Origin of the sequence: Streptomyces sp. NBC_00454 (assembly GCF_041434015.1) — a bacterium.
GTDB lineage: Bacteria > Actinomycetota > Actinomycetes > Streptomycetales > Streptomycetaceae > Streptomyces.
This window is the reverse complement of the sequence record NZ_CP107907.1, coordinates 6,731,918-6,757,809: the sequence shown is the minus strand read 5'-3', so window position 1 is coordinate 6,757,809 and position 25,892 is coordinate 6,731,918. Positions and strand designations below refer to the sequence as shown.

The 25,892-nt window shown below is 71.7% G+C and carries 25 protein-coding genes; 11 read left to right on the top strand and 14 right to left on the bottom strand.

Translation table 11 applies throughout. The features are described 5' to 3' along the window. Nucleotides 1–126 precede the first annotated feature (126 nt). Nucleotides 127–1,116, top strand: a complete 990-nt coding sequence (locus OHU74_RS30835) for a class I SAM-dependent methyltransferase (RefSeq protein ID WP_371618902.1) — start codon at nucleotides 127–129, stop codon at nucleotides 1,114–1,116. Nucleotides 1,117–1,146: 30 nt separating this feature from the next. Here OHU74_RS30835 and OHU74_RS30830 read toward each other — a convergent pair whose 3' ends face one another. Both OHU74_RS30830 and corA read right to left on the bottom strand, forming a co-directional pair. Then, the gene (locus OHU74_RS30830) at nucleotides 1,147–1,755 is read right to left on the bottom strand and encodes a GNAT family N-acetyltransferase (RefSeq protein WP_371618901.1); all 609 of its coding nucleotides are present in this window, start codon (nucleotides 1,753–1,755) and stop codon (nucleotides 1,147–1,149) included. A gap of 87 nt (nucleotides 1,756–1,842) precedes the next feature. Beyond that, nucleotides 1,843–2,925: a magnesium/cobalt transporter CorA gene (gene corA / locus OHU74_RS30825; protein ID WP_371618900.1), complete on the bottom strand. Its 1,083-nt coding sequence runs from the start codon at nucleotides 2,923–2,925 to the stop codon at nucleotides 1,843–1,845. A gap of 125 nt (nucleotides 2,926–3,050) precedes the next feature. On the opposite strand from corA, the gene OHU74_RS30820 reads away from it, so the two are divergent. Beyond that, nucleotides 3,051–3,635, top strand: coding sequence for a hypothetical protein (locus OHU74_RS30820; protein WP_371618899.1), 585 nt, complete (start codon nucleotides 3,051–3,053; stop codon nucleotides 3,633–3,635). Nucleotides 3,636–3,669: 34 nt separating this feature from the next. Here the strand turns inward: OHU74_RS30820 and OHU74_RS30815 are convergent, their stop codons facing one another. After that, complete coding sequence (locus OHU74_RS30815) at nucleotides 3,670–4,062, bottom strand: molybdopterin-binding protein (protein ID WP_371618898.1); 393 nt, start codon at nucleotides 4,060–4,062, stop codon at nucleotides 3,670–3,672. Nucleotides 4,063–4,208: 146 nt separating this feature from the next. Here OHU74_RS30815 and OHU74_RS30810 point away from each other — a divergent pair, with 146 nt between their 5' ends. Together OHU74_RS30810 and OHU74_RS30805 are read left to right on the top strand one after the other, a co-directional pair. Then, the gene (locus OHU74_RS30810) at nucleotides 4,209–4,634 is read left to right on the top strand and encodes a VOC family protein (protein WP_371618897.1); all 426 of its coding nucleotides are present in this window, start codon (nucleotides 4,209–4,211) and stop codon (nucleotides 4,632–4,634) included. A 157-nt stretch (nucleotides 4,635–4,791) separates the two neighbouring features. Beyond that, the gene (locus tag OHU74_RS30805) at nucleotides 4,792–7,185 is read left to right on the top strand and encodes an ATP-binding cassette domain-containing protein (RefSeq protein WP_371618896.1); all 2,394 of its coding nucleotides are present in this window, start codon (nucleotides 4,792–4,794) and stop codon (nucleotides 7,183–7,185) included. Between the two features lie 46 nt (nucleotides 7,186–7,231). Here OHU74_RS30805 and OHU74_RS30800 read toward each other — a convergent pair whose 3' ends face one another. After that, nucleotides 7,232–8,128: a LysR family transcriptional regulator ArgP gene (locus tag OHU74_RS30800; RefSeq protein ID WP_371618895.1), complete on the bottom strand. Its 897-nt coding sequence runs from the start codon at nucleotides 8,126–8,128 to the stop codon at nucleotides 7,232–7,234. Nucleotides 8,129–8,198: 70 nt separating this feature from the next. Here OHU74_RS30800 and OHU74_RS30795 point away from each other — a divergent pair, with 70 nt between their 5' ends. The 3 genes from OHU74_RS30795 (at nucleotide 8,199) to OHU74_RS30785 (ending at nucleotide 10,987) form a co-directional block, all read left to right on the top strand. Then, the gene (locus tag OHU74_RS30795; protein ID WP_371618894.1) at nucleotides 8,199–8,840 is read left to right on the top strand and encodes a LysE/ArgO family amino acid transporter; all 642 of its coding nucleotides are present in this window, start codon (nucleotides 8,199–8,201) and stop codon (nucleotides 8,838–8,840) included. Between the two features lie 181 nt (nucleotides 8,841–9,021). Next, on the top strand, nucleotides 9,022–10,011 hold the full coding sequence (locus tag OHU74_RS30790) for an NUDIX domain-containing protein (RefSeq protein ID WP_371618893.1): 990 nt from the start codon (nucleotides 9,022–9,024) through the stop codon (nucleotides 10,009–10,011). A gap of 28 nt (nucleotides 10,012–10,039) precedes the next feature. Next, nucleotides 10,040–10,987, top strand: a complete 948-nt coding sequence (locus OHU74_RS30785; protein WP_371618892.1) for an ADP-ribosylglycohydrolase family protein — start codon at nucleotides 10,040–10,042, stop codon at nucleotides 10,985–10,987. 31 nt (nucleotides 10,988–11,018) lie between these two features. On the opposite strand, the gene OHU74_RS30780 is transcribed toward OHU74_RS30785, so the two are convergent. From OHU74_RS30780 to OHU74_RS30770, 3 genes are all read right to left on the bottom strand, one after another. After that, nucleotides 11,019–11,672, bottom strand: a complete 654-nt coding sequence (locus OHU74_RS30780; protein ID WP_371618891.1) for a DUF1326 domain-containing protein — start codon at nucleotides 11,670–11,672, stop codon at nucleotides 11,019–11,021. Between the two features lie 169 nt (nucleotides 11,673–11,841). Continuing rightward, nucleotides 11,842–12,678, bottom strand: a complete 837-nt coding sequence (locus OHU74_RS30775; protein ID WP_371618890.1) for a DUF2182 domain-containing protein — start codon at nucleotides 12,676–12,678, stop codon at nucleotides 11,842–11,844. Between the two features lie 124 nt (nucleotides 12,679–12,802). Beyond that, a complete protein-coding gene (locus tag OHU74_RS30770) occupies nucleotides 12,803–13,411 on the bottom strand; it encodes a TetR/AcrR family transcriptional regulator (protein ID WP_371618889.1) in 609 nt (202 codons plus the stop codon). An 81-nt stretch (nucleotides 13,412–13,492) separates the two neighbouring features. On the opposite strand from OHU74_RS30770, the gene OHU74_RS30765 reads away from it, so the two are divergent. Together OHU74_RS30765 and OHU74_RS30760 are read left to right on the top strand one after the other, a co-directional pair. Then, nucleotides 13,493–14,008 (top strand): cupin domain-containing protein, encoded by a 516-nt coding sequence (locus tag OHU74_RS30765; RefSeq protein ID WP_371618888.1) that lies wholly within the window; start codon nucleotides 13,493–13,495, stop codon nucleotides 14,006–14,008. Nucleotides 14,009–14,133: 125 nt separating this feature from the next. After that, complete coding sequence (locus OHU74_RS30760; protein WP_371618887.1) at nucleotides 14,134–14,394, top strand: hypothetical protein; 261 nt, start codon at nucleotides 14,134–14,136, stop codon at nucleotides 14,392–14,394. Between the two features lie 137 nt (nucleotides 14,395–14,531). Here OHU74_RS30760 and OHU74_RS30755 read toward each other — a convergent pair whose 3' ends face one another. Beyond that, nucleotides 14,532–15,398, bottom strand: a complete 867-nt coding sequence (locus OHU74_RS30755) for a PhzF family phenazine biosynthesis protein (protein WP_371618886.1) — start codon at nucleotides 15,396–15,398, stop codon at nucleotides 14,532–14,534. Nucleotides 15,399–15,408: 10 nt separating this feature from the next. After that, the gene (locus OHU74_RS30750) at nucleotides 15,409–16,710 is read right to left on the bottom strand and encodes an MFS transporter (protein WP_371618885.1); all 1,302 of its coding nucleotides are present in this window, start codon (nucleotides 16,708–16,710) and stop codon (nucleotides 15,409–15,411) included. Nucleotides 16,711–16,801: 91 nt separating this feature from the next. Between OHU74_RS30750 and OHU74_RS30745 the strand changes: the two genes are divergently transcribed. After that, on the top strand, nucleotides 16,802–17,779 hold the full coding sequence (locus tag OHU74_RS30745; RefSeq protein WP_371618884.1) for a DUF5937 family protein: 978 nt from the start codon (nucleotides 16,802–16,804) through the stop codon (nucleotides 17,777–17,779). A 1,261-nt stretch (nucleotides 17,780–19,040) separates the two neighbouring features. On the opposite strand, the gene aspA is transcribed toward OHU74_RS30745, so the two are convergent. The 5 genes from aspA to OHU74_RS30720 form a co-directional block, all read right to left on the bottom strand. After that, nucleotides 19,041–20,450 carry an aspartate ammonia-lyase gene (gene aspA / locus OHU74_RS30740; protein WP_371618883.1) on the bottom strand — a complete coding sequence of 470 codons (1,410 nt, stop codon included), beginning with the start codon at nucleotides 20,448–20,450 and terminating at the stop codon, nucleotides 19,041–19,043. A 56-nt stretch (nucleotides 20,451–20,506) separates the two neighbouring features. Further along, a complete protein-coding gene (locus OHU74_RS30735) occupies nucleotides 20,507–21,523 on the bottom strand; it encodes an asparaginase (RefSeq protein ID WP_371618882.1) in 1,017 nt (338 codons plus the stop codon). A gap of 86 nt (nucleotides 21,524–21,609) precedes the next feature. Next, on the bottom strand, nucleotides 21,610–23,049 hold the full coding sequence (locus tag OHU74_RS30730) for an amino acid permease (protein WP_371618881.1): 1,440 nt from the start codon (nucleotides 23,047–23,049) through the stop codon (nucleotides 21,610–21,612). Beyond that, the gene (locus OHU74_RS30725; RefSeq protein ID WP_330299655.1) at nucleotides 23,046–23,777 is read right to left on the bottom strand and encodes a FadR/GntR family transcriptional regulator; all 732 of its coding nucleotides are present in this window, start codon (nucleotides 23,775–23,777) and stop codon (nucleotides 23,046–23,048) included. Before OHU74_RS30725 ends, OHU74_RS30730 begins: the two co-directional genes overlap by 4 nt. Nucleotides 23,778–23,808: 31 nt before the next feature. Then, nucleotides 23,809–24,603, bottom strand: coding sequence for a gamma-glutamyl-gamma-aminobutyrate hydrolase family protein (locus OHU74_RS30720; protein WP_052872393.1), 795 nt, complete (start codon nucleotides 24,601–24,603; stop codon nucleotides 23,809–23,811). A gap of 283 nt (nucleotides 24,604–24,886) precedes the next feature. Here OHU74_RS30720 and OHU74_RS30715 point away from each other — a divergent pair, with 283 nt between their 5' ends. Beyond that, nucleotides 24,887–25,795 carry a LysR family transcriptional regulator gene (locus OHU74_RS30715; RefSeq protein ID WP_371618880.1) on the top strand — a complete coding sequence of 303 codons (909 nt, stop codon included), beginning with the start codon at nucleotides 24,887–24,889 and terminating at the stop codon, nucleotides 25,793–25,795. Nucleotides 25,796–25,892: the final 97 nt, after the last annotated feature.

Sequence of the window (25,892 nt, the reverse complement as noted above, 5' to 3'; positions counted from 1 at the left end):
CGCGCGGGCCCCTGGCTTATCAGAGCCAAGACGAGGCATCCTTACGCATATGCGGCCCTATTCGGTTGCAGGAACCACATGTGCGGCAACAGCGCGCGCAGGCGTGCGTAACGGATGGAGTGGCCGATGGCCGTCCTCGTGATCGGAGAAGCGCCCACGGCTGCCATCGAGGCGGCCGGTCTGCGCATCCGCCCGTTCCGGCCCGGCGCCGACGACCCGCTCCCCGCCACCCTCACCGGCGTCGACGCGCTGATCCTCTCCCCCACCGCCACCCCCGCGGCGCTCCCCCTCGTCGGCCCGGCGCTGGCCGCCGAGGTCCCCGTACTCGCGCTCGGGGAGGGAGCCCGGCTCCTCGCCCAGGCCGCGGGCTCGGGCGGTACCGGGTGCGGGGCCACCGACCCGCTGCTCGGCGGGGCCGCCGCGCCGCACGGATTCCGCGTCGGGGCCAGCGCATGGGGGCTCCCGGTCCCGGAGGAGGCCGACCACGGGGTCCTGCGCCGATTCGCCGAGCTGGTCGCCGGACGGGCCCAGACCACCGCCACCCGGACCTTCTTCACACCCCGGGCCGCCGCCTGGGAGGAGCGCTTCGCCTACCAGACCCCCGCCTACGAGGCAGCCGTCGCCCGGATGCGGCTGCGGCCCGGCCAGCGCGCGCTCGATCTGGGCTGTGGCAGCGGCCGCGCCCTGCCCGCGCTACGGGCCCTGGTCGGAGCCGCCGGCACCGTGATCGGCGTCGACCTCACGCACGCCATGCTCACGGCGGCCGCCCGCGCGGGCCGCGGCGGGGCGGCCGCGGGGCTGCTGCTGGCCGACTGCGGGCGGCTCCCGCTGCCCTCCCGAGCCGTGCACGGCATCTTCGCCGCCGGGCTCCTGGACCACCTGCCGCATCCGGACGCCGCACTGCGCGAATGGGCCCGCGTCACCGCGCCCGGCGGGGAACTGCTGCTCTTCCACCCCTCCGGCCGCGCGGAACGCGCCGCCCGCCACGGCCGCGCCGTCAGCCCCGACGACCCGCTGGCCGAGCCGAACCTCCGGCCGGCCCTCGAAGCGGCGGGCTGGCACCTGGCCACGTACGAGGACGCCGCCAACCACTTCCTGGCCCGGGCCCAGCGGTAGGGGTACCTGATGGATCGCCGTCCGCCCCGCTCAGGCGGAGGTGCGGCCCGCCGTCACTCGGCCCTGCAGCGCGCGCTTGGCGTCCGGCCATTCCGGGCGCGTGATGCTGTACACCGCGGTGTCGCGGATCCAGCCGTCCGGCATGAGCATGTGGTGGCGCAGCACCCCTTCGTGCGTGGCGCCCAGACCGGCGATCGCAGCCCGGGACTTGGCGTTGCGCACGTCCGTCAGCAGCTCGACGCGGTTCATCTCCATCGCCTCGAAGGCGTGGGTCAGCATCAAGAGCTTCGCCTCGGTGTTCACACCGGTCCGCTGGCTGGACGCCGCGAGGAAGGTCCAGCCGATCTCCAGCCGCCGGAACTTGGTGTTGATCACCATCAGCCGCGTCGAGCCGAGGACCCGACCCGTCCGCGCGTCCACCGTCGCGTACGGGATCTGCGTGCCCTCCGCGCGCGCCTGCGCGCCCTGCTCGATGAAGCCCCGCACCTCGTCCGGATGCGGGACGATCGTCACCGCGAGCTCCCAGAGGCTGCCGTCACGGATCGCCTCGCACAGCCCGTCGTGGTGCCGCAGCTCCAGCGGCTCCAGCCGCACCCGCTGTCCGGTCAACACCGCGTTCGCCACTGCCTGCTGGTCCATGTCCCCGTCCCACCTGCCCGTTCACCGTGATCCCCTGTTCAGGCGGACCCTACCCGGCGGCGGGATCCGGCCACACGAGGATTTCGCTCAGAGCCAGCCGTTGCGCCGGAAGCCCCGGTGGATGACGAAGCAGGCGACGGCCATCACGCCGAGGGTGATCGGGTACCCGTAAGTCCAGTGCAGTTCGGGCATGTTGTCGAAGTTCATGCCGTAGACCCCGCAGACCATCGTCGGGACGGCGACGATCGCCGCCCAGGCGGTGATCTTGCGCATGTCCTCGTTCTGCGCGACGGTCACCTGCGCGAGGTGCGCCTGGAGGATGGAGTCGAGCAGGGCGTCGTAGGCGCTGATCTGGTCGGTGGCGCGGGTCAAGTGGTCGGCGACGTCACGGAAGTACGTGCGCATCTCCGGCGGGATGACCGCTATCGGCTGCGTGCTCAGCTGGTGGAGCGGTCGGCTCAGCGGGGCCACCGCGCGGCGCAGTTCCAGGAGTTCGCGCTTGAGCTGGTAGATCCGGCCCGCGTCGCCGCGGCCGTCGTACTCGCTGAACACCATGGTCTCGACGGCCTCGATGTCGCTCTGCACCGCGTCCGTGACGGCCACGTACTCGTCGACCACGTGGTCGACGATGGCGTGCAGGACGGCGACCGGCCCCTTGGCCAGCTGCTCGGGGGCGGCCTCCAGCTCCTCGCGGACCGACCCGAGGGTGCCGCGGCCGCCGTGCCGGATGGTGATGACGAAGCCCTCGCCGGCGAAGGCCATGAGCTCGCCGGTCTCCACGACCTCGCTCGTCGCGGTCAGCTCCACGTGCTCCACGTAGCTCACGGTCTTGAAGACGGCGAAGAGGGTGTCGTCGTAGCGCTCGATCTTGGGGCGCTGGTGTGCGTGTACCGCGTCCTCGACGGCGAGCGGGTGCAGGCCGAACAGCTCGGCGAGGCCCGCGAGTTCTTCCTGGGAGGGCTCGTGCAGCCCGATCCAGACGAACCCCTCGCCCGTCTTACGGACCCGGCGCAGCGCCTCGCCGGCGTCGGCGGTGCCGTCCTGGCGCTCGCCGTCCCGGTACACGATGCAGTTGACCACGGCGCTGCCGAGCGGGGAGCGGGCCGGGTGGCTGAGGTCGACGGCGCGGTGGTACCCGCGGCGCACGGCCCGGCGCAGATTGCTGAACATGGACAACGTCGTACTCCCCTTCGGCGGATCACCGGCCAGTCTGCCACCGGCTCCGGCGCGCCCCGCGTCCGGGCAGGCGCGGAAACGTTCGTGCGACTCTCGTACGCGACCCCTATGCTGCCGCGGTGACCACACCCCCGGGCAAACCCGCACGCCTTCGGCCCGCCGCGCTGACGAGCCTCCTCCTGATGGCGCTGGTCGTCCTGCCCATCTGCGGATTCCTCGGGTGGAAGTACTGGCAGCTGGACCGCGAGGGCGATTTCACCGCCGACCCCCGCCCGTGCGCACTGCTGTCCCCGGAGACCGTGCACCGGCTGGTGCCCACCTCCTACGGCGGCCGGGACGAGAGCGGTTCGTGCAGTTGGTCCGCCCCGCGCGCGGAGGGCCCGAACCGGGGCGGGATCTTCCTCCAGCCCTTCCGCGTCACCGAGAGCCTCGCCGTCAAGGACCTGCGCGAAGAGCGCGAGAACCTGCTGGGCTGGGAGCAGACCACCCCGGCGGTCGTCCCGGGCGTGGGCGACGAGGCGTTCATCCGCTTCCGTACGCCCGATCCCGAGCGCCGCGCGACCGCGCAGGTCTGCTTCCGTCTGAGCAACCTGATGGTCATCCTGACCTACACCCGGTCCGACTCCGACCGCGAGGCCGCCCGCGCCGGAGCCGTGGACGCGGCGCGCGAGGCCGCCGCGCTGCTCCGGGAATCCGTGCGCTGAGCCATCGCGCGAGGACGGCCGGGGCAGCGCCCCGTTACGCCCGGTCGATGAACACGCTCGTCGACTTCACCCGGGCCGTCGCCCGCGCCCCGACCTCCAGCCCGAGCTCCTCCACCGCTTCCCGCGTCAGCAGCGACACGACGCGGTGCGGCCCGGCCTGGATCTCCACCTGCGCGTCGACCGTGCCGAGCTTGACCCCGGTCACGATGCCGGGGAACGCGTTGCGCGCCGAGGTGTACGGGGCTTCGTCGCCCTCGGCACCCTCCTGCGCGACCTGCACGCAGAACGCGGCCAGGTCCGGGCCGTCCACCATGCGCCGCGCGCCCTCGCGGCGCGTCGGGAACCGGTCCGCGTCCGCCCATCGCCGGGCCGTGTCAACGCTGACGCCGAGCAGCCGAGCCGCCTGGCCGATCGTGTAGGACTCCATGCCAGCAGCCTATGCCCTGCGTGCGGGCTCTTCGCAGGCCAGGGGCACCAGGGCCGGGCGTCACCAGGATCTTCATCCGGCCGACCGGAGCAAGCGGTCAGGAATGGAGAAGCCTTCCCGGACCGGCCGCCCGTAGCGTGAAACCCATGGAAATCAACCTTTCGCAGTGCTTCATCGCCGTCGACGACCACGACAAGGCGCTCGGCTTCTACCGTGACGCCCTCGGCCTGGAGGTGCTCAAGGACGTCGGGTTCGGCGGGATGCGCTGGGTGACCGTGGGCTCCCCCGCACAGCCGGGCGTGGAGATCGTCCTCGAACCGCCGCTCGCCGACCCCAACGCCTCGGCCGCCGACAGGGAGGCCATGGCGGAACTGCTCGCCAAGGGTCTGCTGCGCGGCGTGATCTTCTCGACCGACGACGTCGACGCCACCTTCGAACACATCCGCGCCACCGGCGCCGAGGTGCTCCAGGAGCCGGTGGACCAGCCGTACGGTGTCCGCGACTGCGCCTTCCGCGACCCGGCCGGCAACATGATCCGCTTCAGCCGGCCGCGCGGGGCCACCGCGAACTGACACACCACGACCGCCGGTTGGCCCGACGCTCCGCCCCCATGTGCCCGCGGGACGGTGTCGGTCGTACGGGCGTTGCGCCGCCCCGGCCGACACCACCGATCGGGTAAACAGAGGAACGTCGCCGCGCACGCGGCCCCGTCGAGCTGATGGAGAGACGATGAGCAAGGCCAGGAAGACGGACAGCCGGTCGGACAGCCACGACGTGATCCGTGTGCACGGCGCGCGCGTGAACAACCTCAAGGACGTCAGCGTCGAGATCCCCAAGCGCCAGCTGACGGTGTTCACCGGGGTCTCCGGCTCGGGCAAGAGCTCACTGGTCTTCGGCACCATCGCGGCGGAGTCGCAGCGGCTGATCAACGAGACCTACAGCGCCTTCGTGCAGGGGTTCATGCCCACGCTCGCGCGTCCCGAGGTCGACGTGCTCGAAGGGCTGACCACGGCCATCTCCGTGGACCAGCAGCGGCTGGGCGGCGACCCCCGCTCCACGGTCGGCACCGCCACCGACGCCAACGCGATGCTGCGCATCCTCTTCAGCCGGCTCGGGAAGCCGCACATCGGCTCCCCCCAGGCCTTCTCCTTCAACGTGGCCTCGGTCCAGGCGAGCGGTGCGTACAAGGTCGACCGCGGCACCGACCGGACGAAGACCGTCAAGCGGACCTTCAGCCGCACCGGCGGCATGTGCACGCGCTGCGAGGGCCGGGGCGCGGTCTCCGACATCGACCTCACCCAGCTCTACGACGATTCCAAGTCGCTCGCCGAAGGTGCGTTCACCATCCCCGGCTGGAAGTCCGACAGCTTCTTCACCGTGCGGGTCTACGCCGAGTCGGGCCTCCTCGATCCGGACAAGCCGATCCGCAAGTACACCAAGCGGGAGATGCAGGACTTCCTGTACCGGGAGCCGACCAAGGTGAAGGTCGAGGGCGTGAACCTCACCTTCGAGGGGCTGATCCCCAAGATCCAGAAGTCCTTCCTGTCCAAGGACAAGGAGGCGATGCAGCCGCACATCCGGGCGTTCGTGGAGCGGGCGGTCACCTTCACCACCTGCCCCGACTGCGAAGGCACCCGGCTCACCGAGGGGGCCCGGTCCTCGAAGATCAAGAAGATCAGCATCGCGGACGCCTGCGCGATGCAGATCAGCGACCTGGCCGCATGGGTACGGGGCCTCGACGAGCCCTCGGTCGCGCCGCTGCTCGACGCGCTGCGGCGGACCCTCGACTCGTTCGTGGAGATCGGCCTCGGCTACCTCTCCCTCGACCGGCCCTCGGGCACGCTGTCGGGCGGCGAGTCCCAGCGCGTCAAGATGATCCGCCACCTCGGCTCCTCGCTGACCGACGTGACCTACGTCTTCGACGAGCCCACCATCGGCCTGCACCCCCATGACATCCAGCGGATGAACGGCCTGCTGCTGCGGCTGCGGGACAAGGGCAACACGGTGCTCGTGGTGGAGCACAAGCCGGAGACGATCGTGATCGCCGACCACGTCGTCGACCTCGGTCCCGGCGCCGGGTCGGCGGGCGGCACCGTCTGCTTCGAGGGCACCGTCGAGGGGCTGCGGACCGGCGGCACCATCACCGGCCGCCATTTCGACGACCGGGCCGCCGTCAAGGAGACGGTGCGCAAGCCCACCGGCACGCTGGAGATCCGGGGCGCCACGGCGCACAACCTCCAGGACATCGACGTGGACATCCCGCTCGGGGTGCTCGCCGTGGTCACGGGGGTCGCCGGCTCCGGCAAGAGCTCGCTGGTCCACGGCTCGCTGCCCGGCCGGTCGGGGGCGCTCGGCGCGGAGGTGATCTCGGTCGACCAGGGCGCGATCCGCGGTTCGCGGCGGAGCAACCCGGCCACGTACACGGGGCTGCTCGACCCGATCCGCAAGGCGTTCGCCAAGGTCAACGGGGTCAAGCCCGCCCTGTTCAGCGCCAACTCCGAGGGGGCCTGCCCCAACTGCAACGGCATCGGGGTCGTCTACACCGACCTGGCGATGATGGCCGGCGTGGCCACCACCTGCGAGGTGTGCGAGGGCAGGCGCTTCGACGCCTCGGTCCTGGAGCACCACCTCGGCGGCCGCGACATCAGCGAGGTACTGGCCATGTCGGTGGCCGAGGCCGAGGAGTTCTTCGCCGCGGGTGAGGCGGCCACCCCCGCCGCGCACCGCATCCTCGTCCGGCTCGCCGACGTCGGGCTCGGCTACCTCACCCTCGGCCAGCCGCTCACCACGCTGTCGGGCGGAGAACGGCAGCGGCTCAAGCTGGCCACGCACATGTCCGAGAAGGGCGGGGTGTACGTCCTCGACGAGCCGACGGCCGGCCTCCACCTCGCCGACGTCGAGCAACTGCTCGGCCTGCTCGACCGGCTCGTCGACTCCGGGAAGTCGGTCATCGTCGTCGAACACCACCAGGCGGTGATGGCGCACGCCGACTGGATCATCGACCTCGGCCCCGGCGCCGGCCACGACGGCGGACGGATCGTCTTCGAAGGCACCCCGGCCGACCTCGTCGCCGCCCGCTCCACCCTCACCGGCGAGCACCTCGCGGCCTACGTCGGCGCCTGAGGCACTGCTGGTACGGGCCCGCCGCGGCGGGGGAACCTCACGAGCCCTAGTGAAGTGCCCCCGCCGCCGCCTGCGCGATCACCGACGCCACCGTCGACAGCGCGGGCGAATCGAGCTTCCACTGCTGCCAGTACAGCGGTACGTCGAGCTTGCGCCCCGGCGCGATGACGACCAGCCGCCCCTGCTCCACCAACGGCTCCGCCTGCGCCTCCGGCACCATCGCCCAGCCCAGCCCGGCGACCGCGGCGTCGCAGAACCCCTCCGAGGTGGGCACGTAGTGCCGTACCTCCGAGGCACCGGCCCCCTCGTCCGCCGTCAGCATCCGCACGAAGCGGTCCTGGATCAGGTCCCGCCGGTCGAAGACGACCACCGGGGCCACCCGCAGGTCCCGGTCCACCCTCCCCTGCAGGTGCCGGTCCGCGAACCCGGGGCTCGCCACCGGCAGGTACCGCGCCAGCCCCAGCTTGCGCACCGTGCACCCCGCCACCGCCTCCGGCTGCGAGGTCACCGCCGCCATCACGCGGCCGTCCCGCAGCAGCTCGGTCGCGTGCCCCTCGTCCTCGCGGTGCAGTTCGAAGCAGACGGGCGGATCCTGCGGCACCCGGGTCAGCGCGGGCAGGAACCACGTGGCCAGCGAGTCCGCGTTGACCGCGATCGGTAGCCGCACGGGCCCCAGGCCCTGCGCCATCCCGAGCTCGGCCCGCGCGTCCCGCTCCAGCCGGGCCAGCTGCCGCGCGAAGCGCAGGACGACCTCCCCGGACTCGGTCGCGCGCACCGGTTTGGTCCGCATCAGCAGGACCCGCCCGGTCCGCTGCTCCAGCGCCTTGACGCGCTGGCTGACGGCGGAGGGGGTCACGTGCAGAGCGGCGGCCGCCGCGTCGAAGGTGCCCCCGTCGATCACCGCGAGCAGCGTCCGCACCTGGTCCACAGGCAGTTCATCCATCACAGCGGCTAATGCTAGATAAGAATCTTTAGCTGTACTACGCACGCCACGCCCGCCTACGGTCGAAGACATGACACACGGCATCATCCCGGCGGGCCTCGCCGGCTTCGGAACCGGACTTTCCCTCATCGTGGCCATCGGCGCCCAGAACGCCTTCGTCCTGCGCCAGGGCGTACGCCGCCACTCGGTCCTCGCCGTGGTCGCCATCTGCGCCCTCTCCGACGCGGCCCTCATCGCCCTCGGCGTGGCCGGCGTCGGCGCGTTCGTCACCGCCTGGCCGCCCGCTCTCACCCTGGTCGGCCTCGTCGGCGGGGCCTTCCTGATCTGCTACGGGATCCTCGCCGCCCGCCGTACGCTGCGCCCCGCTCCCGGCGCCGCCCTCAGGGCCGAGGGGGCGGACTCCGCCTCCGGCGCCGGTTCCGGCACCACCCGGGCCGCCGTGCTGACCTGCCTGGCCATGACCTGGCTCAACCCCCACGTGCACCTCGACACGGTGCTGCTGCTCGGCTCCCTCGCCGCCGACCGGGGCGACCTGCGCTGGGCGTTCGGCATCGGGGCCGGTCTGGCGAGCCTGATCTGGTTCGGCGCGCTGGGCTACGGTGCCCGGCTGCTCAGCGGCCTGTTCGCCCGGCCCGCGTCCTGGCGGGTCCTCGACGGGCTCGTGGCGGCGACCATGGTCACGATGGGCGGCCTGCTCCTAGCCCGGGCCTAGGTCGTCTCTTTCTGATCTTGTCGGGCCCGCCCCGCCGCAATCTCCGGCCCCGGCTCCCGCCTGGAACAGAATGGGGCTGCCCAGCAGAGCCGACCCCGTACCTCCAGGAGCCCCCGTGCCGGACGACCCCTCCGATCCCGACTCGGTCCGGGCTTATTACGCCGCCCGGTCCGCTCCCCTCATGGCCGCCACCGGGATCGTGCTGGACTCCCGCGGGCGGGTCCTCGTACTGACCACCTCGTACAAGACGGAACACGAACTGCCCGGCGGGGGCGTCGAGGACACCGAGACCCCGGAGGAAGGGCTGGCCCGGGAGCTGAAGGAGGAACTGGACCTGAGCGTTCCGGTCGGCCGGCTGCTCGCCGTGGACTCCCGCCCGCCGGGACCCCTCGGGCGCTCCCTCGTCGTCCACGCCCACCTCGTCGGACCCCTGACGCCGGAGGAGGCCTCCGCGATCTCCTTCCCGGACGGCAAGGTCACCGAGGCCCGCTGGCTCACCCCGGACGAGGCCTACGAGGCCCTGCCCGCCCGGGTCGCACCCCGGCTCCGGGCCGCACTGGCCGCCCTGCACACCGGCTCCCTCGCGCACCTGATCGACGGTGTCCCCCAGCCCGGATCCCCGGCCGGACTGGATCCGCAGCGCCGGGCGGCCCTGGAACACGCGGGCGCCTTCGACACCGCCGGTCACCGGGCCGCCCGCCCCAAGGCCCTCACGGCGGCGAGCGTGCTGTTCACCGATTCCGATGGCGCGGTGCTCCTGGTGCAGCCCGCGTACGGGGATCCGGACCACTGGCACCTGCCGGGCGGCGGCATCGACAGCGACCTCGGCGAGATCCCGCGGGCCGCCGCGCACCGCGAGGTCCGCGAGGAACTCGGCCTCGACGCCCCGCCGGGCCGGCTGCTGGCCGTCAACTGGTCCCACCGGCCCGGCTATCCGGCCCGCATCCGCTTCCTCTACGACGGCGGCACCCTCGACGCCCGCACCCTGGCCCGCATCCGGCTGCCCGCATCGGAGCTGCTCCAGTGGCGCACGGTCCCCCGGTCCGATCTCCGCTCCTTCGTGAAACCGGCCCTGCGCCGCCAGATCAAGGCCTGCCTCAAGGCCCGCGCCAAGGCCACCGGCCCCCTGGAACTGCACGCGGGCCGCCCGGTCGAAAACCCGGATGCATGACCCCGAACCCCCCTGCCACCATGCGCACATGCCACTGCCCGAAGCGCCCCGTACACCCGACGCCGCACCCGATGCCGCACGCGACTCCCTCGAAGGCCTGGCCCTCGGCGACGCCTTCGGCGAGCGCTGGTTCCCGCACCTGCGCCACGGCCAAGCGGCCCTGACCCAGATCCGGGAGCGCAGGACGCCCGAGGAGTCCTTGTGGAAATGGACGGACGACACCGCGATGGCGCTGTCGGTCCACCGGATCCTGACCATCCACGGCGCCGTGCACCAGGACCAGTTGGCGGAGGCCTTCGCAGCGGCGTACCTCGACGACGCCTACCGCGGCTACGGGTACGGCATGCACCAGCTGCTGCCCGAGCTCGCGCGGGACCCGTCGAGCTGGCGTACGGGGGCACGGACCCTGTTCGGCGGCGAGGGCAGCCTCGGCAACGGAGCAGCGATGCGGGTGGCCCCGCTGGGCGCCTGGTTCCACGAGGACCTGGACGAGGTGGCGGAGCAGGCGGCCTTCTCCGCCGAGGTCACGCACGCCCACCCCGAGGGCATCGCGGGAGCCGTGGCCGTGGCCCTGGCCGCCGCACTGGCGGCCCGCAGCCGCGGCGCAGCCGCGCCCCTGCCCGCGGCGCTCCTGCACGAGGTCGCCGACCGCACGCCGGCGGGCCCCATAGCCGAGGGGCTGCGCCAGGCCGCCGCCCTCCCCGGCGACACGGCCCCGAGCCGGGCCGCCGAGATCCTGGGCAACGGCATGCGGATCCGTGCGAGCGACACGGTCCCGTTCGCCCTGTGGTCCGCCGCCCACCACATGGACAGCCTCACCGACGCCCTGTGGACCACCGCCGAGGGCCTCGGCGACGTGGACACCACCTGCGCCATCACCGGCGGCACGGTCGCCGCCCGCACGGGCACCGCCGCCGCCCCCACCTCCTGGCACACCCGCCGCGAACCGCTCCCGCCCTGGCTCGCAGCCTCGTAGCACCCGCCGGAACGGAGGCCGCGGACCCTGGCTACTCCGGGCCGGTCCAGTCGAAGGTGATGTGCTTGCTGGACTGGCCCTCCCGGCTCCAGTGGAAGCCGAAGGCGTCGGCGCGGTCCGCGGTGGAGCGGCCCCAGGTCGCGATCTGTCCCGGCCCGGTCTCCGCGCCGGGCAGGTTGGTCGACTGGACCCGCGCGCCCTCCGGCGTCGTCGGGCCGGTGAGGGCTACGGCGCTCGCCTCGACCCGGCCGGGGATCGTTGCGCGCCAGCCGCCGAGGTCTTCGTCGACGTCGATCTGGATGGGGGCGAAGTCCATGCCGCGCATCTCGGCGGCCATCATGGTCACCATCTCGGCGGGCCAGCTGCCCGCCTGACCGCCGAAGATCATCTGTAGGGCTTGGCGCTGCCCGTCGTCGGCACGCTCGTCGAGGAACACCGCCGCGTACGAGTCCGTGTGCTCGGCCCATATGTTGCCGACGAAGGAGCCGAGCATCAGCACGTTGAGGCCGTCCAGGCGCACCTCGCCGTAGTTGCCCTCGCGGATGTGCCAGGCAAGGACTCCGTCGCATTCCCCGTAGGTGGGCAATTGGGCGAAGGAGCAGGGGCAGGGGACGTTGCACCTGCACGTGTCGAACCAGTCCCCGGCCGCGTGCCATCTCGGGATGGTCGCTGTCGTCTCGGACATCTCATCACCTCCGTGTGGCCCTGCGCCGGGCAGGGAACACGTGGTCGGCAATGCCCCGCCGGACATCACCACAGGCGCTCGGCGGCACGGGTCATCACACCAATTCTCCTCCTTCCCTCGAGATCGGAACACCTGAGGGCGCCGGAGGCCATGGCGGCGCGGCCACCGCTCAGAGCGGGCCCGCCATCCGGTTCGTCTCCTCCATCGGGGGAGCGTTCTCCAGGCCCGGCAGCAGCCAGTCCTGGAAGGGGGCGAGGGCCGCCAGGACGAGGAAGGCGATCCCGATGGCCCAGGCGAACCAGGGGCCCCGCCGCCACAGCTTCTCCAGGAAGATCACCACGGCCACGGCCGCCATGGCCGCCACGTTCATCACGCCGAGCGGGATCAGGACGAGCATCAGCCCCCAGCAGCAGCCGACGCAGTACAGACCGTGGTGCGCGCCGACCCGCAGGTCCTTCGCCCACGGCCGGAACCGCGAGTACCGCAGCAGCTGGAACATCGGGTTGCGGCAGTGCCGCAGGCAGACCCGCTTCAGCGGCCCGAACTGGTGCAGCCCCGCGAGGAGGAAGGCTCCCGCCCCGATCCAACGCCCCACCTGCGGATCACCGCGCACGAGGTCCCCGGTCAGCGCCAGGGCGCCGTACGCGAGCAGTCCGAAGCCGGTCCAGGCCAGCAGGTACCCGATGACGAACTCGGCGATGTGCAGCGCGCGGACCGCCGGAGCCGCCGGGCGGCGGCTGATCCCCCGCACCCAGGTGATGGCGACCGGGGCCACCGACGGCAGCATCATCGCCGCCATCATCACCACCCACAGCAGCAGGAAGAGCGGGAGCGCCAGGCCCATCGTGCCGGGCTCCATCCCCATCCGCCGGGCCTGCCCGATGGTGAGCACCCAGGCGAGTACGGCGATCAGCACCATCAGCGTCCAGCCGACCGCCAGATCACGCCGGGGCAGAAGGACCCCGGGCCCGGTCGGCGCGGGCGCTTCGAGACGGACGTGCGGCATGGCGGGCCTCCCGGGGGCGCCGTTGCCCGAGGACACCTCCAGCTCAGCACAGAACCCGCGGGGCAGCCACGCAACGGCTGTCGTCGACGAGAATCGGACAGAGCGGCTCAGGCGTCCTCTGCCGTCAGGACCTGGCGCCGACAGCTCCCACCAGCGCGACCATGACCTCGACCGCCTCACGGTCTGCGAGCCCTTGCTCCAGACACAGAGAACGCCACGTGGAGAACGCCGCGGCGTGGCCGATCACCGCCCGCCGGAGCGGGTCGTCGACATCCGGCCAGGCATCGGCCAGCACCTCGACGTACCGCCGGGTCGTCTCCTCCCGGGCCTCGCGGATCGGCTGGGGCACGGCGTGCCGGTCACGGATGACCAACGTCAGCATCTGCTCGCCCGCGCGATAGAAGCGGTAGATGTCGGCGAGCCCGGCCGTCAGCCGCTCGAGGGGGTTCTCCATCGCGCCCCATTCCTGGGGTCGGGGCAGCCTCTGCTCCGACAGCCAGTGTCCCGAGCAGGCCTCGAACAACGCCGTCTCATCCGGGAAATGCCGGTAGACGGTCAGCCGGGTGACCCCGGCGCGCTCGGCGATCGCTGCGATGGTCGTCCAGGCCGGGCCCGCGGTGCCATGGAGATGCACGGCGGCCTCGACGATGCGCTGCCGCGTCCGGCCCACGTCCTCGGCGCGTTTGCGCATCTCGTAGCCACGCGGTTTCGACGAACGCTGCTGTTCACTCAACTCTTGACATCTCCGTATCCACGGTGAAGCCTTTTCATAGAACGCCAGCGTATCTCCAAATCCGGTCGAGGAGTGATCGCCATGACAAAGACTCCGGCCCCACCGCTCACCATCGTCCGCCCCGGCGAGGGGACCGAGGCCTTCCTCGGCTCGATCGGGGTCGCCTTCAAGCTGTGGGGCGCCGACACCGGCGGCTCGGTCTCCATCGTCGAGCACCCCTTCCCGGTCGGGGCACTGGTACCGCCACACCTGCACACCCGAGAGGACGAGTACTCGATCGTGACCGAGGGCGAGATCGGTTTCCGCTCCGGCGACCGCGAAACCGTTCTGGGCCCCGGCGGCTACATCACCAAGCCGCGCGGGGAGCTTCACACGATGTGGAACGCCGGCCCCGTCCCGGCCCGGATGATCGAGATCATCAGTCCGGCCGGATTCGAGCACTTCTTCCGCGAGCTGGCCGAGATGCTCGCCGACGGGCCGCCGCCGACCGAGGACGCGGTGCCGGTGCTCGCCGCCAAGTACGGGCTCGAGTTCGGACAGCCCTCATGGCTGCCCGACGTCATCTCGCGGTTCGATCTCACGCCGCCCGGCCTCTGACTGGGGTGACACCCGGAGCAGATTCGCCCGCCGGCCGCGTCGGGCTCCGCGCGGCACTCGGCCGGGCGGGCGGTTGAGCGCCACGGGCCGTAGGACCACGTCGTTGCACCGGCATGACCGATTTCATGGTGCAGATCCCCGCGGACTGGCTCGCCCGAGTGTTCCTCTCCCTGCGTCGCGGCACGTCCGACGACGCCCACGCGCTCGCCGGAGAACTCCAGCCGTTCACCGAGAAGCCCGGCCAGCGGGTACCGATCCCCAGGGCGACGGTCCTGCGCACCGGGCTGGCACTGCGCAAGGAGATCGACATCGCCGACGAACAGGCCCGGCGCGCGGAGTTGTCCGACCAAGCCGAATACCTGGTCAAGGCCCAGTTCCTCGACTGACCGACACCCACCGCCACCGCGCCGAACCGCAGCCACCCCGTGACGCCGCACAGATCGCGGCTCTGGCGGAGATCGCCGCCCGCCCGGTTCCGGCGACGATCTCGGGGATCGCAGCAAGGCCTTCGACAGGTCGGCTCCTACGCCGGCGGGAGCTCGTGGAGGCGTCCGTCCGCGACGAAGGCGACGGTGCCCCCGACGCGCACGGAGCGGATGTCCTGGCCGTGGCCGTCCGCGCTGACGGCCATTTCGCTGGGGCGCCCGGTGAAGCGTCCCTGATGCAGGAGGGTCCGCTCGCCCGCGCCGATGCGACCGTGGCGGCGCAGATAGGCAGCTGCGCAGCCCGCGCCGCTTCCGGTGGCGATGTCTTCGAGGATTCCGTCGTTGTTCCAGTGCCGCCCCTCAAGGGTGGCGGCGTCGAGGAGGTAGGCGAACTGGGCGCCGAGGCGGGCCAGGGGCGCACCGAGCGGCGTGGTGACGCAGGCACGGGCCAGGGCGTCGCCGCGTACGGGGAGCAGCAGGTAGCGCAGGCCGGTGGAGACGATCTCCGGGGGCAGGGCGAGGTCCAGGTCGGCCGGTTCGAGGGCGAACAGTGCGGCGAGGCCGTGCGCGTCGGGGCGGCCGAGGAACTCGGCGCCGCCCTGGTCGAGGAGGCTCGCGTACCGGCCCGGGCCGTGTCGTTCGGTGGCGACCTCCACCGTCCGGGCCGGCAGGCGCAGGGTCCAGGTCTCGTGGTCAGAAGTGCCGTGGAGGGCGTGCAGGACGGCGGCGGCGCCGATGAGGGGGTGGCCGGCGAAGTCCAATTCCTCGGTGAGGTCGAAGACGCGTGCCCGCCGGGTGCGCTCCGATGCCCCGTCCCGGATCAGGAACACGGACTCGAAGTGCCGCAGTTCCCGGGTGATGGTCTGCATCTGTGCGCCGGTCAGCGCACCGGCGTCGGGGAACACCGCGAGGCTGTTGCCGCTGTAGGGATGGTCCGTGAAGACGTCGACATGGTGATAGCGCACGGGGCCGACGCTACCTGGGGAGTTCACGTGCCGTCCGCAGCGGTGAGAGCAGGAGGGGAAGTACGGCGAGGAGTTCGCCCAGGGCTCCGGTCCACAGTGCCGTCCGGGCACCGAAGTACTCGCCCAGGACGCCTCCGATGAGCGCGCCGAGGGGCATGGATCCCCACACCACGAAGCGGAAGGTCGCCGTCATCCGGCCCAGGAGCGGCGCCGGGCAGAGCTGTTGGCGGAAGGCCACCGAGGTGATCTTGAAAGTCATGAAGGCGGTCCAGCCCAGGCCCTGGAGCACGGCGGCAACGGCGAAGCGCCAGTCCTCGTGGAAGAGCGGCACCGCCGCCAGCCACAACACGCCGCTGGCGATCACGGACGCGCACATCGCCCGGCCCTGACCCAAGCGCGCGGCGATCCGCATCGTGAGCAGGCTGCCGATGAAGCCGCTGACCGCCTCCACGGTGAAGACCAGGCCGCAGAGAAGGGGTGACAGCCCCAGTTCCCCCGCGAGCAGCACCAGCAGCATGGCGGCGCCGATCGTGCCGAAGAGGTTGGAGATCGCGGAGGTGAGGGTGAGCGCCCGCAGGAGCGGGTTGCCGAAGACGAAGTGCAGCCCTTCGGCGATCTCGACCCGCAGAGGCACCTCCGGGCGGGGCTCCGGCTTGGCGTCGGCCCGCCGGATACGGGACAGACAGAGCGCGGAGACGAGGAAGCTCACCGCGTCGACGACGATCGCCACGGGCGCCGTCAGCGCGCCGACCAACGCGCCGCCCGCACCGGGACCGCCGGCCGCGGCGATGGTGCGCGTGGCTTCGAGGGCGACATTGGCCTCGACCAGACGGGTTCCGTCGACGAGTTGCGGGAGATGGCTCTGGTAGGCGACGTCGAAGAAGGCCGTGCAGATGGACATGCCGAAGGCCACGGCGTACAGCTGGGGCAGGGTCAAGACGTCAAGCCAGGCTGCGGCAGGGAGGGAGCCGAGGAGCGCGGCGCGGCCGAGGTCGCCCACGATCATGACGCGGCGGCGGCGCATCCGGTCCACCCAGGCCCCGGCCGGCAAGCCGATGAGCAGGAAGCCCAGGTACTCGCACATGACGAGCAGGCCCGCCTCGAAAGGGGTGGCACCAAGAGTGCCGATCGCCAGGAGCGGGAGGGCGAGGAGGGTGACTGCCGTGCCCGCCTGGCTGACGGTGTCGCCGATCCAGAGACGGCGGAAGTCCGCCAGGCGCCACAGGGCGGGGCGGCCGCCGGAACCGCCCGTGCCGCTGGCCTTGGTTCCTTCACGGGTGCCGCCGGCGTCGTTGGTGAGAGAGATCGTCATGACGGCGAACACCATCACCCCCTGGGCCGCGCAGCCATTGTTTTAGTCTGGGTGAAAACATCATCCAGGCGAGGCGGGCGGGGGCGCGGGCATGGGCGAGGTGCTCTTCGGGGTGGACGACATGGCCAACCTCAGGTTCGCGATGTCGCCGTTGTGGGAGACCGCCGCCAGTCTTCGGGCGGTGGCCGATCCCGGGCGGCATGCCGTCCATCTGCCGTGGATCAAACAGGCGCTGGCTCTCCGGCAGGACCGGATCCTCGCCGGGAAGATGGGGCCGCTGCACGCCCTGGTGGCTCCGGACGGCACGGTGCGCAGCTTCCTGACGCCGCCTCCACGCTGTCCGCTGGCCGAGATGGAGGAAGAGCTCGCCGTGCTCGCGACCCTGCCGGCCGAGGGGGTGGCCGCCGGGCTCGCAGCAGCCGGTCGGCGAACGCCGCTGACCGACTTCGAGCGGCGGCTGGCCGAGGACCCCGGACGGGTACTGCCCGAACTGGCCGATGCCCTGCTCGCCTGGTGGCAAGCAGGCGTACGACCGCACTGGCCCCGGATCCGTGCCGTACTGGAGGCCGATGTCGCGTACCGGACCCGCCAGCTCGGCGAGGACGGCATCCGGGAGGTGCTCGCCCACCTCCATCCTGCGCTGCGGTGGGAGGACAACCGCCTGGAGTCCGCCGACCTGCCGGCCGGGGAACTCGTCCTGGCCGGGCACGGGATCACCCTGGCACCCAGCGCGTTCGCGGTCCGCTGCCACCTGCTGGCCGGGCTCGGCGGGGCACCGCCTTGTGCTATCTACCCGTCGCGCGCGGTGGGCACCCTGTGGGAACGGCGTGACGCCGCCGGGGACGGTCTGGCGCGCCTGCTGGGCCACAGCCGGGCCCGGATCCTCGCCCACACGAGCTCACCGTCCACAACGACCGGGCTGGCCGGACGGACCGGGCTGAGCCTGGGCGCGGTCTCGCAGCACCTCGCCGTACTGCGCGATGCGGGCCTGGTCACCAGCCACCGCTACCGGCGCGAGGTCCACTACAAGGCGAGCGACCTCGGGATCGCGCTGCTGGAGCGGGTCTAGGGGGTGTCTGATGGATCTCCGCGGCGTCGTCCTGGGGTGGCCGATCATCTGGGGTCCGGGCACGGAAAAGGCCGTCCTCCCATGTATGAGAGAACGGCCTCCGACGTGCATAAAGCACAGTCGGGACGACAGGATTTGAACCTGCGCCCCCTTGACCCCCAAGATGGCTGCGCCAGGCCCACAATCAGGACATGTGGCGCTATTTGAGGGCTGGGGACGTGTGTGAAAGCACGCGCCGTGCACCCGCGAGCGGCGGTGCCGGTCCCCAACTGGTCCCCCAACGAGTCGTCACCCTCTACGGGATCACCTCGCTCAGCATCCCCTGGACCACCGTCCTCGCCGTCCTTGCAGGATCCGTCCTGGCCGCGGCGATCCTGCCCCCGATGAAGGCAGCCCGCACCAAGCCCCCCACCGCCATCGCCACCGCTTGGCAACAATGCACCGGCCGGTGTGGAGCGCGGTCCGCGCGCCACACCGGCCGGCGGTCGAGTTCATCACCACACAAAGACGCGACCGAGCCGCGGCCCCGACGCCGTCATCGCGATCGCCGTCGCCGCCGTGGTCGACCTGGCCGCCCTGTGCCACCCGGCGCTGCGGACTCTGCGTGAGCCGCTCGGATACGCGGTCGAGCGCTCCGCCGACGAGTCCGCCGCCCGCGACCGTTGGCCGGCGTCTGGCCGCCCGGGCCATCGGCCGGGCCGCTCTCGCAGCCCACGCCCCATCCACCGGCCGCGCACGTCCCGGCTTGGCCCTCGCGGCGACGCGCCGGGCCCGTTCCCCGGCGCGTCGCCGCCCTCCTCGGCGACGGCACCGAGGCCAGGGCAGCCCGGCCCCTCGCCCGACGCGCTGCGGCCGTCGCCCTCGCGGCCTGCCTGGCGCTGGCCGCCGGAGCCTCCCTCCAGGGCCGTACGCGGTGAAGCGTCCACCTCCGAGCAGGTGGACGGTGTCCGTATAGGCGGCGACCAGGTGCAGTTCGTGGGAGACGAGCACGAGGGTCATCCGCTGCTCCGCGTTCGGGCGGGTCGGGAGATCCATCACCGACGACGTCGCTGTGTGGGGTCCAGCGCCGAGGTGATCTCGTCGCACAGCAGGATGAAAAACAGGCCCGGCGCGCCCGGCGCGGAAGGCTTCTGGCGCAGCCTGGCCACCGGGGTCTTCGACGCCCGTGCCACCAGTGAACACGGCGGATTCAGTGCAGCGTGCCGTCCGCGGCGCGGGACGGTCCAGGTGCGCGGCCGGTGAGCCGCGGCGCAGCCCCGCGTCAGGCCCCGGCCGCTCTGGCTCCCGCGATCACCTCGGGCCGCAGCAAGGCGGTGAGCCGCTCGGCCGGCAGCAGACCTCGCTCCAGGACGAGCTCGGCCACGCCCCGGCCGGTGGCCAGGGCCTCTTTGGCGATGTCGGTGGCGGCGGTGTATCCGATGTGCGGGTTCAGGGCGGTCACCAGGCCGATGGAGTTCTCAACGGTGGCCCGCAGCTTCTCGGTGTTGGCGGTGATGCCGGCCACGCAGCGCTCGGCGAGGGTGAGGCAGGCCGCGTGCAGGTGGGTTATGGACTTCGACAGAGAGTGCAGGATGACCGGCTCGAAGGCGTTGAGCTGGAGTTGTCCGGCTTCGGCGGCCATGGTGATGGTGATGTCGTTGCCGATCACCTCGAAGGCGACCTGGTTGACGACCTCTGGGATCACCGGGTTGACCTTGCCGGGCATGATGCTCGAGCCCGCCTGCACCGGCGGCAGGTTGATCTCGCCGAAGCCGGCGCGCGGTCCGGAGGACAGCAGGCGCAGGTCGTTGCAGGTCTTGGAGAGCTTGACGGCGATGCGCTTGAGGACGCCGGACATCTGGACGAAGGCGCCGCAGTCCTGGGTGGCTTCGACCAGGTTGGCCGCGGTGACCAGGGGCAGCCCGGTGATGTCGGCAAGGTGGCGGCGGGCCGATTCGGCGTATCCGGCGGGGGCGTTGAGACCCGTGCCGATCGCGGTCGCGCCGAGGTTGATCTCAAGGATCAGCTCGACGGCCTCAGCGAGTCGGCTGCGGTCCTCGTCGAGCATGATGGCGAAGGCGGAGAACTCCTGCCCGAGCGTCATCGGCACGGCGTCCTGCAACTGGGTGCGGCCCATCTTCAGAACGTCGCGGAACTCGACGGCCTTGCGGGCGAACGTGTCCTGGAGGACGGCCATGGCTTCGAGCAGGCCGCGCACCGCGGAGACGGTCGCGATCCGAACGGCGGTCGGGTAGACGTCGTTGGTGGACTGGCCGAGGTTGATGTCCTCGTTGGGGTGCAGGTGCCGGTACTCGCCCTTGGCGTGGCCCAGCAGCTCCAGCGCCCGGTTGGCGATGACCTCGTTGGCGTTCATGTTGGTCGAGGTGCCGGCGCCGCCCTGGATGACGTCGACGACGAACTGGTCGTGGAGCTTGCCGCCGCGTATCTCCTGGCAGGCGGCGACGATCACGGCTGCCTTCGCGGGTTCCAGCAGGCCGAGTCCCTCGTTGGTGAGGGCGGCGGCCTCCTTGACAGCGGCGAGGGCGTCGATCAGGTGCGGGTAGGCGGAGATGGGCGTGCCGGTGATGGGGAAGTTCTCGGTGGCGCGCAGGGTGTGGACGCCCCAGTAGGCGTCGGCGGGGACGTCGCGGTCTCCGAGCAGGTCGTGTTCGCTGCGGGTGGCGGCGGTCATGGGTGTGCGGCCCTCTTCCTGAGGTGGGTGGGTCAAGGTGGTGAAAGGGGATGGAGTCAGGCGGTGGCGGGGATGCTGGGCGGGTTCAGCGCCGCCACCGGCCGGATGCCGCCGACGGGCCGGCCGCCGCCGGTCATCGGCTCGCCCTCGAACCCGGCGAGCAGCCGCGGCTCGACTCCCGCCCGGGCGAGGGCTGCGGCCGTCACCGGGATGCGCGCCCGGTCCGCCCCGTCGGCGATCTTCACTGCGACGGCCCGGCCGTCGGGCAGCGCGGCCACCTGGACGCCCTCGAAGCCGTCCTTGGCCAGCAGCCCGGGCACCGCGCGCATCAGCTCGGCCGTGTCTCGCCCTGTGCCGGAGGCCATCTCCGGGTGGACGCGCAGCGCGTCCGCCACCCGGCGCTCGGCGGTGTCCGGAGCGGCGGTGGCGATGCGGGCGGCGGCGCGGGCCAGGCCGTGCAGGGACACTGCGAACAGCGGGGATCCGCAGCCATCGAAGGTGACGTTCGCGATGTGCTGGCCGGTGAGTTCCTCGACGACCTCGGCGATCGCCCTCTGAAGCGGGTGGCCCGGGTCGAGGTAGCTCTCCAGGGGCCAGCCGGCCAGCTTGCACAGGTACAGCATCGCCGCGTGCTTGCCGGAGCAGTTCTGGGCGAGCCGGGAAGGCCCGCGGCCCTCGCGCACCCAGGCATCCCGGACCGCCGGGGCGTACGGCATGTCGGGGACGTTGCGCAGGTCGTCCTCGGTGAGGCCGGCCAGTTCGAGGATCAGCCGGGTACCTGCGAGGTGGTGCTCCTCGCCGGAGTGGCTGCCCATCGAGAGGGAGAGCAGGGCACCGTCGAGCGGCAGCCCGGCCCGCACCATGGCGAGGGCCTGGACCGGCTTGAGGGCTGAGCGCGGGTAGCAGGCGGCCTCGATGTCTCCGATGCTCAACCGGACGTCGCCATTACCGCCGAGGACGACGACGGATCCGTAGTGGACTCCCTCGATCACGCCGCCCCGGGTGACGTGGGCGACGGGTGCATGCTGGGGCTCGCGGATCACGGGCGCGTCCGCGAGGAGACTGCTGCGCATCACTGCCTCGTTCGGTGGTGGGTTGCTGCGGACCGGTGGGGCGGACGGCCGGTCCGGCCCGGGGCCGGGTCGGACCGGCGTCCGGCTCAGCCCTCGCTCTTGGCGGCGGCGCGCGCCACGCGGCCGCGGACGGCGTACCAGCCGGCGACCAGCGCCGCGGCGATCAGCGGCACGCACAGCACGGTGGTGCGCGCCGCTCCTCCGTCGGCGTACATGAGGACCAGGACGGAGGCGAGGAAGGCCAGCGTCACGAGTTCGGTCCACGGGGACCCGGGCAGGCGGTAGGAGGGACGGGTCAGTTCGCCGTCACGGGTCTTCCGCCAGAAGAGGAGGTGGCAGAGCATGATCATGCCCCAGGTGGCGAGGATGCCGATGGCGGCCAGGTTGAGCACGATCTCGAACGCGTCCGCCGGAACGACGAAGTTGAGCCCGACGCCGAGGACGCACATGCCGCTGGTGAGCAGGATGCCGCCGTAGGGCACCTGGGTGCGGCTCAGCCGGGCGGTGAAGCCCGGGGCGGAGCCGTTGACGGCCATCGAGCGCAGGATGCGGCCGGTGGAGTAGAGGCCGGAGTTGAGCGAGGACATGGCCGCGGTGAGAACGACCAGATTCATGACGTCGCCGGCCGCCGGGATGCCGATGTGGGAGAGCACAGTCACGAACGGGCTCTGGCCGGCGCTGTAGCTGTTCCACGGCATCAGCATCGACAGCAGGACGACCGAGCCGACGTAGAAGAGGCCGACGCGCCACATGATCGAGTTGATCGCCTTCGGCATGATCTCCTCGGGATTCTCGGTCTCACCGGCCGCGACTCCGACCAGCTCGACGGAGGCGTAGGCGAAGACGACGCCCTGGATGATCAGCAGCATGGGCAGCAGGCCGTTGGGGAAGATCCCGCCGTTGTCGGTGATCAGGGACGGACCGGGCACGGCGTCGTCGATGGGGTGCCGGGTCACGAGGAAGAAGATCCCGATGGCCATGAAGACGACCAGCGCGCCGACCTTGACGATGGCGAACCAGAACTCCAGTTCGCCGAAGATCCGCACCGAGATGAGGTTCACGGTGAGGACCACGGCCAGGGCTATGAGCGCGATCACCCACTGCGGGACGTCGGAGAACAGGCGCCAGTAATGGGTGTAGGTGGCGACGGCGGTGATGTCGGCGATGCCGGTGGTCGCCCAGTTGAGGAAGTACATCCAGCCCGCGGTGTACGCGCCCTTCTCCCCGAGGAACTCCCGGGCGTACGAGACGAAGGCGCCGGAGGACGGCCGGTACATGACGAGCTCGCCGAGCGCGCGTACGACGAGGAACGCGAAGATCCCGCAGACGGCGTAGGCGACGAACAGTGAGGGGCCGGCGTCGGCGAGGCGTCCGCCCGCGCCGAGGAAGAGCCCGGTGCCGATCGCACCCCCGATGGCGATCATGTTGACGTGCCGGGGTGTCAAGGACTTGCTGTAGCCGGTGTCCCCGGCGTCCACGTGACGGGTCGTGGGGCGCTTCTCGTCTTTGAGGAACTGCTCGCTCACGCCTCGGGTCTGCCTTCCGTGGAGGTGGCCGCGCGCTGGGGGCGCACGATTTCTGTGAGGGTCATCTCGACCCTCAGGAGGTGGTGGGACATGGCCTCCACCGCGTCGTGCTCGGAACCGTCGGCCAGCGCCTCGAGGATCGCCCGGTGCTCGCAGTTGGACTGCTCGCGCCGGCCGCCCAGTTCGTTGAGGAAGGTCGACTGACGCGCCAGTGCGTCGCGGATCTCCTCGATGACGCGGCGGAAGACGGGGTTGCGGGATGCCTCGGCCACCGCCAGGTGGAAGACGGTGTCCATCGCCACCCACGCGGTGGTGTCGGTCTCCTGCTCCATCCGGTCGAGCAGATGGCCCAGATGGTCCAGGTCCTCCGGGGTGCGGCGCAGCGCGGCGTACCCGGCGACCGGGATCTCGACGTGCCGGCGCACCTCCAGCAGGTCGCTGGCGACGTAGTCGCCGAAGGTGGGGTCCTCGACCGTGTTCGCCAGGACGAACGTGCCCTTTCCGCTCTTGGAGGCGGTCAGGCCGATGGCTTGGAGGGCTCGGAGCGCCTCCCGCAGCACGGGCCGGCTGACCTCCAGGGTCCGGCACAACTCGGCTTCGGAGGGGAGCTTGTCGCCCACGACGTACTCACCGCGCTCGATGGCGCTGCGCAGGTGGCCGAAGACCGCTTCCATCGCGCTGACGCGCCGCGGGGCCTGGCCACCTGTCTGGCTGTCTGACAGGTTCACAGTGTGATCCTGATGGGTGCGCCGGAGGGTGTCAAGACACCTGTGTCGGGAAAGTCCGGCCCGGCGAGTTTCGTACCGTGCGCACTTTCCGTCCTGCCACCGAAGCCGCCCGATCGGTGTCTGCGGCGGAACCGGCGGCATCCACCAGGGCGTGCACCACCGGCGTGTCGACACCCATCTCCGGATGCCACTGGACGCCCACGGCGAAGCGGTGCCGGGTGCTCTCGATCGCCTCGACGGTGCCGTCCGCCGCACGGGCTGCCACGATGAACCCGGAGCCGAGGCGATCCACGGCCTGATGATGGTGCGTGGCGACCTCGCGGGTCCCCGGCAGGAGGGCGCCGATCCGTGTCCCCGGCGCGGTGGTGACGGTGTGGGCACAGAAGTGGCCCCGGTAGGGGTTGTGGCCGTGATGGCCCACCCTGTCGGGCAGGTGCTGGATGAGGGTGCCTCCGGCGTGTACGTTCATCAGCTGCATACCCCGGCACACTCCGAGCACGGGTATGTCGCGGGCGAGACCGGCGGCCAGTACAGCCTGCTCCCACCGGTCGCGCTCGCGGACCGGCGGCCCCGTGCGCGGGTGGGGCCGGGCGCCGTACAGGGCGGGATCCACGTCCTCACCTCCCGTCAGGACGATCGCGTCCAGACGTGCGACCACATCGGCCGCTGCCGACGGGGCGTCCGGCGGCAGCAGGACGGCCCGGCCGCCCGCGGCCTGGAGACAGCCGGCGTAGGCCGCAGGCAGCACTGCGGCGGGCAGGTCCCACTCGCCCCACCGGGCGTCGGCCAGGTAGGTGGTGAGTCCGATGAGTGGTGGCTGGGGCATACCACTTCCTTTCAGGGCGTGAGGGGTGATCGTCGACGGCCGGGTGCACACCCGCGCCCCGCCGGACGTCCCCGGCCACGGCGGGCTGCGGCAGAAAAGGCGGACGGGGCGGACGGGGCGGACGGGGCACTGCCGGAGGGCGCCCAGGCGACAAGGTGGAGGGGCGGTCACGATCCGGGAGCGCGGGCTTGCGTTTTTCTTGCCGCGAGCAAGAATCCTGCTGGCGTTCATCCGCAATCACAAGAAAACATATCTTCGCGACAGATAAGTGAGCCTTAACTCCGTGCACGGACTCGACCCCCGCCTGCTCGCCACCCTCGAAGCCGTCGTGCGGCACGGCTCCTTCAACGCCGCCGCACGCGAGCTCGGCTACAGCGCGCCCGCGGTCTCCCAGCAGATCGCCGAACTCGAACGCCGCGCGGGCCTGAGAGTGCTGGAGCGCCGGCCCGTGCGCGCCACACCGGCAGGCGAAGTCCTTCTCGACGCCGAGCAGGGCGTCCGCAACGCGTTGGCGACGGCATCGGTGGAACTCGACGCCATGCGCGCGGGTACGGCCGGACGGATCCGCCTCGGCGCCTTCGCCTCGGCCGCCACCAGCATCGTTCCGCAAGCGCTGGCCCAACTCCACGCGGTCTACCCCCACCTGCAGGTCAGCCTCAGCCAACTGGAACCCGAGGCCTGCTACAACCGGCTCAAGCGGGGGGACATGGACCTGGCCCTCAGCTACGACTACGACTTCATCCCCGTCCCGCCGCCCCGGATGCTGCGCCGGACGCTGGTCGCCCGGGATCCGGTGGTGGCCGTGGTCCCGGCACACCACCGCCTGGCCGACAGGGAGGTCATCGACCTGGCCAGCCTCGCGTCCGAGACATGGATCGCGGCTCCGGAGGCCGCACTGCGCCTGGAACTGCTTTCCCAGATGGCCAAGACGCCTGGCTTCCAGGCCCGCCTGCAATACGAGGGGGACGACTTCAACACCGTGCTCGGCTTCGTGGCCGCAGGCCTGTGCGTGGCCGTCATGCCGCAACTCGCCCTGCCCCGCGGCAGCACCCAGGTCGTGGCCCGCCCCCTGGCCGAGCCGCAGTTGACGCGTTTCATCTACGCCGTCCGCATCGACACCCGGCACGCCCCGCGCGCCGTCCTGGACCTGGAGCAGATGCTCGCCGCGCAAGCGGTGGCCGCGCTCGCGTGAGGTGCGCCGCGCGGCGGGGTCAGCAGCCGGAGGTGGACGGATCGTGAACGCACGTGAAATACGGCCAACTTGGCGGCGGCCGCACGCGCGTAGACCC